We start from the raw sequence: 14,941 nt of genomic DNA on the forward strand, positions 1-14,941 counted from the left end.
ATACCACCAAGATGAAAAACGTGAAGGAAAAGGTAAGTAGGTGCATGCGTAAAACGCTTTTATGTTATCAAGATTGTTATAACCGATAACCACACCCGTATACTGATACTTTTCAATAATAATCACTATTGTTCAAGTTATGCCAATAGTTTGCACATAAAAAGCTATGGCCGATTGCGACCATATTCATCATGACTGGATACCCACTCATCTGCCACCACCGCCGCACCTAGCGATAGCTCGCCGCACAACACGGTAGCAGCAATAATTTCAGCTAACTTATTCACGCGGCCGTTACCATAACACCCTAGCGTTTCTAAGCACTCTCGCTGCGTAGCTAACCCAGTACCGCCGCCATAAGATGCTACGACGAGTGAAGGGATGGTAATAGAAAAATAATAATCGCCATTCGGGGTAATTTCACTGTAGGTATACCCTGCTGATGATTCGGCTACATTTGCGACATCTTGGCCGCAGGCTATAAACAGTGCAGTAATGCCATTGGCAAAGTGGGCTCCATTACTCACGCTCCCTGCCACAAATGCCCCCATGTTAGACAACTGGCGCTGCTTGAATAAGGCATCCGGTGAGCAATGCATTAATGATTTCATTAAATCAGCAGGGATAGTGGTCTCGGCCACCACACGCTTACCTCGGGTATGTAGCGAATTCACAAAGGAGTGTTTTTTGTCGGTATCTAAATTACCCGATAGGGCGAAGTGTTCAAGCCCAGCTATGTGTTGCGCTTGCATCCATTGGCAAGCATGTCGCGTGGCCTTGCTAACCATGTTCTGCCCTGCCGCATCGCCACAGGTAAAGTTAAAACGTAACCAACGCATTTTAGATACGGCATACTGCTCGATATCGCGCAGCTTACCTACCGAAGTCGTTTCTTCTGCTTTGGCTTTAATTAGTTCGAAGTTGTCAGTGACCCATTTTCCGAATGCTAGTGCCGCGCGCGCATCTTCAAACACAAATACCGGCGCCCGCTGCATGGCATCATCAATAACCGTAGTTTTAACCCCACCCGATTCAGCAGTTAACCGCATACCCCGGTTGTAACTGGCAACTAGCGTCCCTTCGGTAGTTGCCATTGGAACATAAAACTCCCCTTGAGCATCTACACCCTTAATGACCAGCGGGCCTGCTAACCCAATAGGCACTTGGGCGACACCGGTGAAGTGTTCTATATTACCCGGCAAAGTATCTGGCTTAATTGAGAAGGTACCTACATGATTCATTTCAGCGCCAGTTTTATCTTTCACAAACTCCCGACGTGTTGCCGCCATTTCAGCGGTGTAATCGTTGGAGCTCTGGTCATAGAATTTGCTTCGTGGGATCTTAGCCATATCACTTACTTATTAACAAAATATTAACTAAGTATGAGAACGTTTTGTACTTATAAGCAAATTACATCTATGTATCTTTGCATATAGTTTTCTTCAATAGTATTTGCTTCGCGTTTGCAAGAAAGAGTAGCCCTCATCTGAAACCCTCAGCAGCATTGATGGATTCACGCGCGTTTCTGATGAGATTAATCACTATCTGAGTACGACGGCTTGTTTAGAAGAAAAGGCTTTGTGCGCCTCGGAAACTCTCTACAGTATGGATGCTGTAACGAAGGCTCCATGCATAGATTATCCCTTACTATTCCTATAGTTTATGCTAGGAGTAGCCCCCATCAGAAACCTTCCACAGCATGGATGCTGTGGCAGAGGCCCCAGGGATGGGTTTACGCCGTGTTTCTGATGGGATTAATCACTATCTGAGTATGATGACTTGTTTATAAGGAAGGGCTTTGTGCGCCTCGGAAACTCTCTACAGCATGGATGCTGTAGCGAAGGCCCCATGGATGGGTTTACGCCGGGTTTACGAGGCGCGCAAAGCCCTTCCCCACCAGGTACACCAAATTACACGCACAAAAAAGGCGCTCAAATGAGCGCCTTTCTTTTATGCTTTGGTTTGCTTAGATTAAAGAATCTTAGCTACAACACCAGCACCTACAGTACGGCCACCTTCACGGATAGCGAAGCGTAAACCTTCGTCCATCGCGATTGGTGCAATAAGTTCTACTACGAACTTAAGGTTGTCACCAGGCATTACCATCTCTACGCCTTCTGGAAGCTCTACAGCACCAGTTACGTCAGTTGTACGGAAGTAGAACTGTGGACGATAGCCTTTGAAGAATGGAGTATGACGGCCACCTTCGTCTTTGCTTAGTACGTATACTTCAGCTTCGAATTTAGTGTGTGGGTTGATTGAACCAGGCTTAGCTAGTACTTGACCACGTTCAACGTCTTCACGCTTAGTACCACGTAGAAGAACACCAACGTTCTCACCAGCGCGACCTTCGTCAAGAAGTTTACGGAACATTTCAACACCAGTACAAGTCGTCTTAGTCGTATCTTTGATACCAACGATTTCTACTTCTTCACCAACTTTAACAATACCTTGCTCTACACGACCCGTTACTACTGTACCACGGCCTGAGATTGAGAATACGTCTTCGATTGGAAGAATGAACGGCTTATCGATAGCACGCTCTGGCTCTGGGATGTATGAATCAAGAGCTTCACCAAGTTCGATGATTTTCTTTTCCCATTCTGCATCGCCTTCAAGAGCTTTAAGTGCAGAACCTTGGATAACTGGAAGGTCATCGCCTGGGAATTCATATTCGCTAAGAAGTTCACGAACTTCCATTTCTACTAGCTCTAGAAGCTCTTCATCATCAACCATGTCACATTTGTTCATGAATACGATGATGTAAGGAACGCCAACCTGACGACCAAGTAGGATGTGCTCACGAGTCTGAGGCATAGGGCCATCAGTCGCAGCTACTACTAGGATCGCGCCGTCCATCTGAGCAGCACCGGTGATCATGTTTTTAACGTAATCAGCGTGTCCTGGGCAGTCTACGTGAGCGTAGTGACGAGTAGGAGTGTCATACTCTACGTGTGAAGTAGAGATGGTGATACCACGAGCTTTTTCTTCAGGCGCGTTATCGATTTGATCGAAAGCCTGAGCTGAACCACCGTATGTCTTTGAAAGAACAGTAGTGATAGCTGCAGTAAGGGTAGTTTTTCCGTGGTCAACGTGGCCGATTGTACCCACGTTTACATGGGGTTTCGTACGTTCAAACTTTTCTTTTGCCATTTTTCTCGTTTCCTAAGTTAAAAGTCCGACCCAATACGGGACCGGACCGAACCTTCATTTAGATTAAATTCTAGATTCAATAATAGCCTGCGCCACATTTTTAGGCGCCTCAGAATAATTGAAGAACTCCATAGAGTATGATGCGCGACCCTGCGTTTGTGAACGCAAGTCAGTAGCATACCCGAACATTTCTGAAAGCGGCACCTTAGCACGTACTATTTTAATACCTGCTACGCCTTCTTCCATACCTTCGATCATGCCGCGACGACGATTTAGGTCACCAACCACATCACCCATCCAGTCTTCTGGAGTAGTTACTTCAACTTTCATCATGGGTTCAAGCAACACCGGATTTGCTTCTGCGGCGCCTTTTTTGAAACCCATAGAGCCGGCGATCTTAAACGCCATTTCAGAAGAGTCAACATCATGGTACGAACCGTCAAACAAAGTAACCTTTACATCTAGTACCGGATACCCTGCTACAACACCACTTTGCAACTGCTCCTGAATTCCTTTATCAACCGCTGGTATGAACTCTTTTGGTACCACACCACCGGTGATGTCATTAACAAATTCGTAGCCTGCGCCTTCTTCTGCTTGTGGCTCAATACGAAGCCACACATGACCAAATTGGCCACGGCCGCCAGACTGACGTACGAATTTACCTTCAACTTCAACTTTCTTGCGAATGGTCTCACGATAAGCAACCTGAGGTTTACCTACGTTGCATTCAACCTTAAATTCGCGTTTCATACGATCAACAATGATATCAAGGTGAAGCTCACCCATACCAGAGATAATCGTCTGGCCCGACTCTTCATCAGTCTTAACCTTAAATGATGGGTCTTCAGCAGCTAGTTTACCTAGCGCGAGCCCCATCTTCTCTTGGTCAGCCTGAGAGCGTGGCTCAACAGCGATAGAAATTACTGGATCAGGAAATTCCATACGCTCAAGTGTAATGACATTATTCGGATCGCAAAGCGTATCACCTGTGGTCACATCTTTAAGACCAATGGCTGCGGCAATATCGCCAGCACGAACTTCTTTAATTTCTTCACGGTCTTTAGCGTGCATTTGAACAATACGCCCAAAACGCTCGCGTTTACCTTTCACTGGGTTGTAAACCGTATCACCAGTATTAACAACGCCAGAGTAACAACGGAAGAAAGTTAGCGTTCCTACGAATGGGTCGGTAGCGATTTTAAATGCAAGGGCCGAGAACGGCTCGCTGTCGTCTGCATGACGCTCAGCTTCAGTTTCATTTTTGTCGTCTAAAACACCCGTAATAGCTTTTACTTCACTTGGTGACGGTAAGTATTCTACTACCGCGTCTAGTACTGCCTGAACACCTTTGTTTTTGAAGGCACTGCCACAGGTGGCAAGAACAATTTCGTTGTTCAGTGTACGGGTACGTAAACCAAGTCGGATTTCAGCTTCAGTTAGCTCTTCGCCTTCTAAATACTTATCCATAAGCTCGTCAGAGGCTTCAGCAGCAGCTTCAATCATCTCTGTACGATACTTTTGTGCGTTGTCTAAATATTGCGCTGGAATATCTTCATAGGTAAACGTCATACCCATGTCTTCGGCATTCCAGTTTATGGCTTTCATCTTAATAAGATCGATTACGCCATGGAACTCTTCTTCAGCGCCCATGTTCAATTGAATAGGAACACAGTTTGCGCCTAAGCGTTTACGGATTTGACCCACAACACGCTCAAAATCGGCGCCAGCTCGGTCCATCTTATTGATGAACACGAGACGTGGCACCTCATATTTGTCAGCCTGTCGCCAGACTGTCTCTGATTGAGGTTCAACCCCAGAAGACCCGCAAAAAACCACTACAGCCCCGTCCAGTACCCGTAATGAACGTTCTACCTCAATGGTAAAGTCCACGTGTCCTGGCGTGTCTATAATGTTTATACGATGCTGATCGAACTGCTTTTCCATGCCTGACCAGAAACAAGTGGTTGCAGCAGACGTGATAGTAATACCACGCTCCTGCTCTTGTTCCATCCAGTCCATGGTTGCAGCACCATCATGCACTTCACCGATTTTATGAGACAACCCTGTATAAAACAGGACTCTCTCTGTGGTCGTGGTTTTACCCGCGTCCACATGAGCCACAATACCAATATTGCGGTAACGCTCAATCGAGGTCTTACGAGGCATACATCTCTCTCAGTTATATTACGTTTATTACCAACGGTAATGAGCAAACGCTTTGTTTGCTTCGGCCATACGGTGAACGTCTTCACGTTTCTTAACCGCAGAACCTTTGTTTTCTGATGCATCAATCATTTCAGCAGCCAGGCGTTGAGCCATTGACTTCTCGCCACGTTTACGAGCAGCATCTACCAACCAACGCATACCTAGGGCATTACGACGAACTGGACGAACTTCTACTGGTACTTGATAAGTTGAACCACCTACACGACGAGATTTAACCTCTACAGTAGGACGGATGTTATCAAGTGCTTCTTCGAATACATCTAGGTGAGCTTTGCTGGTTTTTTCAGCAACAATATCGAGCGCACCGTAAACGATTTTTTCAGCGACTGACTTCTTGCCGTCAAGCATTACGACATTCATGAATTTTGCAAGCAGTTGTGAGCTAAATTTTGGCTCTGGTAGGATTTTACGTTGACCTACGACTCTTCTTCTTGGCATTTCTATTCTCCGTATGAATTCAGGAATTACCCAAAACTCTTAAACTTCAGTTTGGCCTTACTAACGGAGAACCGTTAAGACTTAGGCTTCTTCGCACCGTACTTAGAACGGGCTTGCTTACGATCGTTTACACCTGCGCAGTCTAATGTACCGCGAACTGTGTGATAACGAACACCTGGTAGATCTTTAACACGACCACCACGGATAAGTACTACACTGTGCTCTTGTAGGTTGTGACCTTCACCACCGATGTATGAAGAAACTTCAAAACCGTTAGTTAGACGTACACGACATACTTTACGTAGTGCAGAGTTTGGTTTCTTAGGCGTAGTAGTATATACACGAGTACATACACCGCGTCTTTGAGGACAAGCTTGCAATGCAGCTACGTTGCTTTTTTCAACGGGCTTTTTGCGCGGCTTGCGGACTAACTGGTTAACTGTTGCCATTAACTAGCTCCTGATTAAAAACTACAAAAACCCAATCACTCTGATTGGGTCCATTAAAGCGACTTTTCTAACGTCACTCATTTAATGTTAATACTGTGCTTGTCAGCATTAACTGAGCTCTGATACAAAAAACCGCGCCCATTTTCTTCTGCCTTTTAGAGGTCATCCAAAATCGGGTCGCGGAATATTAATGATCATAGCTCGGCGTGTCAAGCTGTACAAAGGTTAAGCAGGCATTTAACTGCAATCTGTCAGCTTAACATGCCAATTTGTTAGGAGTACGTTAACGTACTCCTACGATCATGCCTTATTCGGCTGAGTCGTCACCGGCGTTAAGTGCTTCGGTTAGTGCCTGTTCTGCATCAGCAGCAGAAACTGACATTTCTTCGATTTCTTCTTTACGACGTTGTGCACGACGTTCATGGTAAGCGAAACCTGTACCCGCTGGAATCAATCGACCCACGATTACGTTTTCTTTCAGACCGCGAAGGTCATCTTCTTTACCTTGAACTGCAGCTTCGGTAAGAACACGTGTTGTTTCTTGGAACGATGCAGCTGAGATGAATGACTCAGTAGATAGCGACGCTTTAGTGATACCAAGCAGTTGTGTTTCATACTGCGCTGGAATCTTACCGTGTTTTTCAACTTCACGGTTGGTCACTTTCACGTTAGACACTTCAACTTGTTCGCCTTCAAGGAACTGAGTATCACCTGAATGGGTAATAACGCACTTACGCAACATCTGACGAATAACAACTTCGATGTGCTTATCGTTAATTTTTACACCCTGTAGACGGTAAACTTCCTGAACTTCGTTCACGATGTAGTTTGCTACAGCAGAGATACCACGTAGACGCAAGATATCATGCGGTGACTCAGGGCCATCTGCAATAACTTCACCACGTTCCACTTTCTCACCTTCGAACACGTTAAGCTGACGCCATTTTGGAATCATCTCTTCGTATGCATCACCCTCTGGCGGCGTGATAACCAAACGTTTCTTACCTTTGGTTTCTTTACCGAAACCAATAGTACCTGAAACTTCAGCAAGGATAGCTGGCTCTTTAGGCTTACGTGCTTCAAACAAGTCGGCTACGCGAGGTAGACCACCCGTGATATCACGTGTCTTCGAGCTTTCTTGAGGTATACGTGCTAACACGTCACCTTCGTTAGCAACCTTACCTTCTTTCGCTTCGATAGTCGTAAAGCTTGGCAGGCGAATCTCTTGAAGACCGAACTCATCACTTTCTAGGATAAGTTTAGGTTCTTTAGAGTTACTCTTCGCAAGATCTTTAACTACGATACGCGTAAGACCAGTTAATTCGTCTTGTTGCATCTCGGTGTTAGAGTCGTCGATGTCGGCAAAGCTAATCTTAGCTGCACGTTCAGTTACGATTGGGTGACTATGCGGATCCCAGTTAGCAACAACGTCGCCAGCTGCAATAGTTGCACCGTCATCCACGCTAAGTACAGCACCGTAAGGTACTTTATAGCGCTCTTTCTCACGACCTTGTTCATCGATAACAGTAAGTTCTGTTGAACGAGAAACAATAACCACTTTGCCGTCTGAGTTACGTACTGATTTTTCATTGTGTAGCTTAAGGCTACCCGCAGTTTTAACCTGAACGCTGTTCTCAGCAGAAGCTCGTGATGCCGCACCACCGATGTGGAACGTACGCATGGTAAGCTGTGTACCTGGTTCACCGATCGACTGTGCGGCAATAACACCCACAGACTCACCGCTTCCAACCATATGTCCGCGAGCAAGGTCACGACCATAACAGTTTGCACACACACCGAAGTCGTTATCACAGGTGATAACCGAGCGTACTTGAATTTGGTCAACAGAGTTAGCTTCAAGCATGTCTACTAGCGCTTCGTCTAGTAACACATTACGCTCAACCAATACTTCTGTAGTACCTGGTTTAACTACATCTTCTGCAACTACACGACCTAGTACACGCTCACGAAGTGGTTCTACAACGTCACCACCTTCAATTAGCGGTGTCATCTGAACACCACCGAAGGTGCCACAGTCGTCGTTAGTAATAACCAAATCTTGTGCAACATCTACTAGACGACGAGTTAGGTAACCCGAGTTCGCAGTCTTAAGTGCTGTATCGGCTAGACCTTTACGCGCACCGTGAGTAGAGATGAAGTACTGAAGTACGTTAAGACCTTCACGGAAGTTAGCCGTGATTGGCGTTTCGATGATTGAGCCATCTGGCTTAGCCATCAGACCACGCATACCCGCTAGCTGACGAATCTGAGCGGCACTACCACGAGCACCAGAGTCGGCCATCATATAAACAGAGTTAAATGAGGTTTGCTCTTCTTCTTCGCCATCGCGGTTAATTACGATGTCAGTCTTAAGGTTATCCATCATGGCCTTGGCAACTTTTTCGTTGGCATTTGACCAGATATCGATAACTTTGTTGTAGCGCTCACCGGCGGTTACAAGACCATTTTGGAACTGTTCCTGGATCTCGATAACTTCCGCTTCTGCAGCGTCGATAATATCTTTCTTCGCAGCTGGGATTACCATGTCATCGATACCAACAGATGCACCCGCAATCATTGCGTAGTGGAAACCGGTATACATGATTTGGTCAGCAGCGATTACTGTGTCTTTAAGACCCAGTGTACGGTAACAAGCGTTAAGCAAACGTGAAATCTGCTTTTTGCCCATTGCCTGGTTGATAATTTCAAACGGCAAACCTTTAGGTAGCATCAATGAGAAAATTGCACGACCAACAGTAGTATCTGTTAGCGTTACTTTCTCAGTCTTCACACCATCTTCGTCAATGTCGTATTCAGTGATACGTACTTTAACGCGTGAGTGAAGTTCTGCGTTACCTGTGCGGTATGCTTTTTCTGCTTCATTCGGGCTGGTAAATACCATTGCCTCACCCAAACCGTTCACTTTGTCACGGGTTAGGTAATAAAGACCTAATACAACGTCCTGTGAAGGAACGATGATAGGTTCACCATTTGCAGGTGACAGAATGTTGTTGGTCGACATCATCAACGCACGTGCTTCCAGCTGAGCTTCAATAGTCAGCGGCACGTGTACAGCCATTTGGTCACCATCGAAATCGGCGTTGTAGGCCGCACATACTAGTGGGTGAAGCTGAATCGCTTTACCTTCGATAAGGGTTGGTTCAAATGCCTGGATACCCAAACGGTGAAGTGTTGGTGCACGGTTAAGCATAACAGGGTGTTCACGGATAACGTCATCTAGTACGTCCCATACCTCTGGTGCTTCACGTTCAACCAGCTTCTTCGCTGCTTTGATAGTTGTTGCTAGACCACGACCTTCAAGTTTTCCATAGATAAACGGCTTGAATAACTCAAGTGCCATTTTCTTAGGAAGACCACATTGGTGAAGACGTAATGTAGGACCAACGGTAATTACAGAACGACCAGAGTAGTCAACACGCTTACCAAGTAAGTTCTGACGGAAACGACCTTGCTTACCTTTAATCATATCGGCAAGTGATTTAAGAGGACGTTTGTTAGAACCTGTGATAGCGCGACCACGACGACCGTTATCTAGTAATGCATCTACCGCTTCCTGAAGCATACGTTTTTCGTTACGTACGATAATGTCAGGCGCCGCAAGGTCTAGAAGACGCTTGAGACGGTTGTTACGGTTGATAACACGACGGTATAAATCGTTCAGGTCAGACGTTGCAAATCGACCACCATCCAGTGGTACCAACGGACGAAGGTCCGGCGGAAGTACTGGAAGTACAGTCAAGATCATCCACTCTGGCTTGTTGCCAGACTGTTGGAATGATTCAAGCAACTTAAGACGCTTGGTGATTTTCTTACGCTTAGTTTCAGAGTTGATTGAAGGCAACTCTTCACGCATTGAAGCTACGTCAGCATCTACATCTAACACTTTTAAAAGGTCAAATACGGCTTCAGCACCCATTTTTGCGTCAAACTCGTCACCGTGCTCTTCAAGTGCATCCAAGTAATCTTCTTCGTTAAGAAGTTGGCTGCGCTCAAGGGTAGTCATACCCGGCTCGGTTACTACGTAAGATTCAAAATATAGTACACGTTCAATATCACGAAGTGTCATATCAAGCATTAAGCCGATACGAGACGGAAGTGATTTAAGGAACCAAATGTGTGCAACTGGGCTTGCCAGTTCAATGTGACCCATACGCTCACGACGTACTTTAGTTAGGGTTACTTCAACACCACATTTTTCACAGATAACACCACGGTGCTTCAGACGCTTATACTTACCACAAAGACATTCGTAGTCTTTAACTGGTCCGAAAATACGCGCACAAAACAGGCCGTCACGTTCTGGTTTGAACGTACGGTAGTTAATTGTTTCTGGCTTCTTAACTTCACCAAAAGACCATGAACGAATCATGTCAGGTGAAGCAAGACCGATTCGAATATTATCGAATTCTTCAGTCTTGTTTTGTTGCTTTAGAAACTTTAATAAGTCTTTCACATTACTCTCCCAGCGGAGTCAGTCTCTAGAACCCGGCGCAAGCGCCGGGCCATCTCTTGTCATAACGTGGCGATTGCCGTGTTACTTCTCTTCCAACTCGATGTTGATACCCAACGAGCGGATTTCTTTAAGTAATACGTTGAATGACTCTGGCATGCCAGGTTCCATTCTGTGGTCACCATCGACGATGTTCTTGTACATCTTAGTACGGCCGTTAACATCATCCGACTTAACAGTAAGCATTTCCTGAAGGGTATATGCTGCACCGTAAGCTTCAAGGGCCCACACTTCCATCTCTCCGAAGCGCTGACCACCAAACTGAGCTTTACCACCCAGCGGCTGTTGTGTAACAAGGCTGTACGAACCAGTTGAACGAGCGTGCATTTTGTCGTCAACCAAGTGGTTCAGTTTCAGCATGTACATGTAACCAACCGTAACAGGACGCTCAAACTCGCGACCAGTACGACCGTCGAACAACGAAATCTGACCGCTTTCAGGAATGTCAGCTAACTTCAACATTTCCTTAATTTCAGATTCACGTGCACCGTCGAATACAGGTGTTGCAATTGGAACACCCTTACGTAGGTTGTTTGCAAGACGTGTAATTTCGTGGTCGGTGAAGTTATCGATGTCCACTTCTTGGTGATTTTCGCCAAGCTCATAAATTTCTTTCAAGAAATTACGAAGCTTCTGCATCTCTTCATGCTCTTTTAGCATGCGATCGATTTTCACACCAAGACCGTGAGCAGCCATACCCATATGTGTTTCTAGGATCTGACCGATGTTCATCCGCGATGGTACACCTAGTGGGTTCAATACGATGTCTACCGGCGTACCGTTAGCATCATATGGCATGTCTTCCACAGGCTGAATCGTTGAAATTACACCTTTGTTACCGTGACGACCGGCCATTTTATCACCAGGCTGGATGTGACGCTTAACAGCTAGGTAAACCTTAACAATCTTAAGGACACCAGGTGCTAGGTCATCGCCTTGTGTGATCTTGCGACGCTTAGTTTCAAACTTCTTATCGAAGTCTTCTTTGATTTCTGCGTGCTGATCAGCAATTTGGTCGATCTCAAGCTGTACGTCTTCGTCGTTTAATGCAATTTCAAACCACTTCTCACGCGGTAGGCTGTCAAGCTTAGCTTGTTCAACACCAGAGCGTAATAATGCGTTTTGTGCACGAGCAAAGATACCGTCTGCAAGAATTTCAAATTCGTCAGTAAGGTCTTTCTTAACCTGACGAAGTTGCATGTCTTCAATTTCAAGCGCACGTTTGTCTTTCTCTACGCCGTCACGGGTAAAGACTTGAACGTCGATAACCGTACCGTGAACAGAGTTAGGCACACGTAGTGACGTATCTTTTACGTCAGACGCTTTTTCACCGAAGATTGCTCTTAATAGTTTTTCTTCTGGCGTAAGTTGAGTTTCACCTTTAGGTGTTACTTTACCTACCAGAATGTCGCCGCCTTTCACTTCCGCACCAATGTAAACAACACCTGATTCATCAAGCTTGCTTAGTGCAGATTCGCCAACATTCGGAATATCAGAAGAAATCTCTTCTGGCCCAAGCTTAGTATCACGAGCAATACAGCTTAGTTCTTGAATGTGGATAGTGGTGAAACGGTCTTCCTGAGCTACACGCTCAGAGATAAGGATTGAATCCTCAAAGTTATAACCATTCCAAGGCATGAACGCGATACGCATGTTCTGACCAAGCGCAAGATCGCCCAAGTCAGTAGATGGACCGTCTGCCAATACATCGCCAGCAACAATCGGGTCGCCTACACTACAAGTAGGACGCTGATTGATACAGGTGTTCTGGTTAGAACGTGTGTATTTAGTCAGGTTGTAGATGTCGATACCTGCTTCACCAGGAAGCATTTCATCTTCTTCTACTTTTATAACGATACGGCTAGCGTCAACATAGTCAACTCTACCACCACGCTTAGCAACTACAGTAACACCTGAGTCAACAGCAATGGTTCTTTCCATACCGGTACCAACAAGCGGCTTATCAGCACGTAATGTAGGTACAGCCTGACGTTGCATGTTCGCACCCATCAATGCGCGGTTAGCATCATCGTGTTCTAGGAACGGAATGATACTCGCAGCGATTGAAACGATTTGCTGTGGAGAAACGTCCATGTACTTGATGTCTTCTTTCGGCATCAAGGTGGTTTCACCACGGTGACGACATGGAATAAGGTCGTCTACTAGCTCACCGTTTGCGGTTAAAACAATGTTTGCCTGTGCAATTGCGAATTGACCTTCTTCAATTGCAGACAAGTAATCGATTTCTTCACTTACCACACCATCAACAATGCGACGGAACGGCGTTTCAAGGAAACCAAAGTCATTGGTACGCGCGAAGCTTGCCAATGAGTTGATCAAACCGATGTTTGGACCTTCAGGCGTCTCGATAGGACACAGACGACCGTAGTGCGTAGGGTGTACGTCACGTACTTCGAAGCCTGCACGCTCACGCGTAAGACCGCCCGGGCCTAATGCAGAAATACGACGCTTATGCGTTACTTCTGATAACGGGTTGTTTTGGTCCATGAACTGAGAAAGCTGTGATGAACCGAAGAACTCTTTAACCGCAGCCGAAATAGGCTTAGCGTTAATAAGGTCTTGCGGCATAATGCTATCAAGGTCGCCTAAGCTTAGACGCTCTTTAACAGCACGCTCAACACGTACTAAACCAACACGGAATTGGTTTTCAGCCATTTCACCCACAGAACGGATACGGCGGTTACCCAAGTGGTCGATATCGTCCACTTCGTCTTTACCGTCACGAATCTCGATAAGTTGCTTCATTACTGAAACAATATCGTCTTTATCTAGGGTGCCTGAACCAATCAATTCTTCACGGCCTAAACGGCGGTTGAACTTCATACGACCTACAGAAGATAGGTCATAACGCTCATCTGAGAAGAAAAGGTTTTGGAATAAGGTTTCTGCTGCGTCTTTTGTTGGTGGCTCACCAGGACGCATCATGCGGTAAATTTCAACAAGCGCTTCTAGGCGGTTTGTTGAAGAGTCGATACGCAATGTGTCAGAAATGTATGAACCATGGTCCAATTCATTTATGTACAAAGTTTCGAACTCTTTAATACCAGCTTGGCTTAGTGCCGCTAAGTTCTCAAGCGTTAACTCTTCGTTAGCGCTAACGATAACTTCGCCAGTATCTTCATTTACGTACGTTGCCGCGAATACGCGACCAATTAGGTAATCTGCTGGAACTTCAAGTTCAGATAAACCCGCTTTTTCAAGCGCACGGGTATGACGTGCAGATACACGACGACCGGTTTCAACAACAACATTACCTTCACCGTCAATGATATCGAATGCTGCAGTTTCGCCACGAAGACGATCTGGCACCACTTCCATCATTAACTTGTCTTTATCGATACGTACACTGACTTTCTCGAAGAACGTATCCAAGATTTCTTCTGATGTCATTTCAAGCGCGCGTAAGATGATTGTTGCTGGCAACTTACGACGACGGTCAATACGAACAAACAGGTTATCTTTTGGATCGAACTCGAAGTCAAGCCAAGAACCACGGTAAGGAATTACACGTGCATTATAAAGCACTTTACCTGACGAGTGAGTTTTGCCTTTATCGTGATCGAAGAACACACCAGGTGAACGGTGTAGCTGTGACACGATAACACGCTCTGTACCATTGATAACGAACGTACCGTTCTGAGTCATCAATGGGATTTCGCCCATGTACACTTCTTGTTCTTTAATGTCTTTTACGGTACCTGGCGCAGCGTCTTTATCAAACAATACTAACCGTAGTTTTACTCTTAATGGAGCAGAGAATGTGACGCCACGAATTTGACATTCTTTAACGTCGAATACTGGCTCTCCCAAACGGTAGCTAACATATTGAAGCTCCGAGTTACCTGAGTAGCTTTTTATCGGAAAAACGGAACGAAATGCTGCTTCCAAGCCGTATTGAGCATCGGCGTCGATCTCAATAAACTTTTTGAAAGAATCAAGCTGAATTGAAAGAAGGTATGGAATTTCCAATACCTGTGGGCGTTTGCCAAAATCCTTACGGATACGTTTCTTTTCGCTATAAGAGTAAACCATGGGTTCCTCAGCCTGCTGATTTATGACCCAACCTGCTGCATTATGCATCGCGACGAGTGCTTCAAGCTATGAGCTTCGTGTTGAATTG

Annotated in this window: 7 protein-coding genes; all 7 read right to left on the reverse strand. The window is 45.6% G+C overall.

Going from position 1 to position 14,941, the window contains the following annotated elements; genetic code table 11:
- Positions 1-164 precede the first annotated feature (164 nt).
- The 7 genes from AMBT_RS19230 to rpoB all read right to left on the reverse strand — a co-directional run bounded on the left by AMBT_RS19230 (position 165) and on the right by rpoB (position 14,853).
- Positions 165-1,349, reverse strand: coding sequence for a hydroxymethylglutaryl-CoA reductase (locus tag AMBT_RS19230; RefSeq protein ID WP_013786323.1), 1,185 nt, complete (start codon positions 1,347-1,349; stop codon positions 165-167).
- A 622-nt stretch (positions 1,350-1,971) separates the two neighbouring features.
- A complete protein-coding gene (gene tuf, locus AMBT_RS19235; RefSeq protein ID WP_013782545.1) occupies positions 1,972-3,153 on the reverse strand; it encodes an elongation factor Tu in 1,182 nt (393 codons plus the stop codon).
- Between the two features lie 63 nt (positions 3,154-3,216).
- The gene (fusA, locus tag AMBT_RS19240; protein WP_013786324.1) at positions 3,217-5,322 is read right to left on the reverse strand and encodes an elongation factor G; all 2,106 of its coding nucleotides are present in this window, start codon (positions 5,320-5,322) and stop codon (positions 3,217-3,219) included.
- Between the two features lie 27 nt (positions 5,323-5,349).
- Positions 5,350-5,820: a 30S ribosomal protein S7 gene (rpsG, locus tag AMBT_RS19245; protein ID WP_013786325.1), complete on the reverse strand. Its 471-nt coding sequence runs from the start codon at positions 5,818-5,820 to the stop codon at positions 5,350-5,352.
- Between the two features lie 74 nt (positions 5,821-5,894).
- Entirely contained in the window at positions 5,895-6,269 is a 375-nt protein-coding gene (gene rpsL, locus AMBT_RS19250; RefSeq protein WP_013786326.1) for a 30S ribosomal protein S12, read from the reverse strand.
- Positions 6,270-6,576: 307 nt separating this feature from the next.
- Positions 6,577-10,743 (reverse strand): DNA-directed RNA polymerase subunit beta', encoded by a 4,167-nt coding sequence (gene rpoC, locus AMBT_RS19255; protein ID WP_013786327.1) that lies wholly within the window; start codon positions 10,741-10,743, stop codon positions 6,577-6,579.
- An 81-nt stretch (positions 10,744-10,824) separates the two neighbouring features.
- Positions 10,825-14,853, reverse strand: coding sequence for a DNA-directed RNA polymerase subunit beta (gene rpoB, locus AMBT_RS19260; protein ID WP_013786328.1), 4,029 nt, complete (start codon positions 14,851-14,853; stop codon positions 10,825-10,827).
- Positions 14,854-14,941 lie beyond the last annotated feature (88 nt).

The organism is Alteromonas naphthalenivorans, assembly GCF_000213655.1.
GTDB lineage: Bacteria > Pseudomonadota > Gammaproteobacteria > Enterobacterales > Alteromonadaceae > Alteromonas > Alteromonas naphthalenivorans.

Bases quoted from the DNA above. Each gene is read 5' to 3' on its own strand.
- AMBT_RS19230 (WP_013786323.1), bottom strand. From the start codon at position 1,349: ATGGCTAAGATCCCACGAAGCAAATTCTATGACCAGAGCTCCAACGAT.
- tuf (WP_013782545.1), bottom strand. From the start codon at position 3,153: ATGGCAAAAGAAAAGTTTGAACGTACGAAACCCCATGTAAACGTGGGT.
- fusA (WP_013786324.1), bottom strand. From the start codon at position 5,322: ATGCCTCGTAAGACCTCGATTGAGCGTTACCGCAATATTGGTATTGTG.
- rpsG (WP_013786325.1), bottom strand. From the start codon at position 5,820: ATGCCAAGAAGAAGAGTCGTAGGTCAACGTAAAATCCTACCAGAGCCA.
- rpsL (WP_013786326.1), bottom strand. From the start codon at position 6,269: ATGGCAACAGTTAACCAGTTAGTCCGCAAGCCGCGCAAAAAGCCCGTT.
- rpoB (WP_013786328.1), bottom strand. From the start codon at position 14,853: ATGGTTTACTCTTATAGCGAAAAGAAACGTATCCGTAAGGATTTTGGC.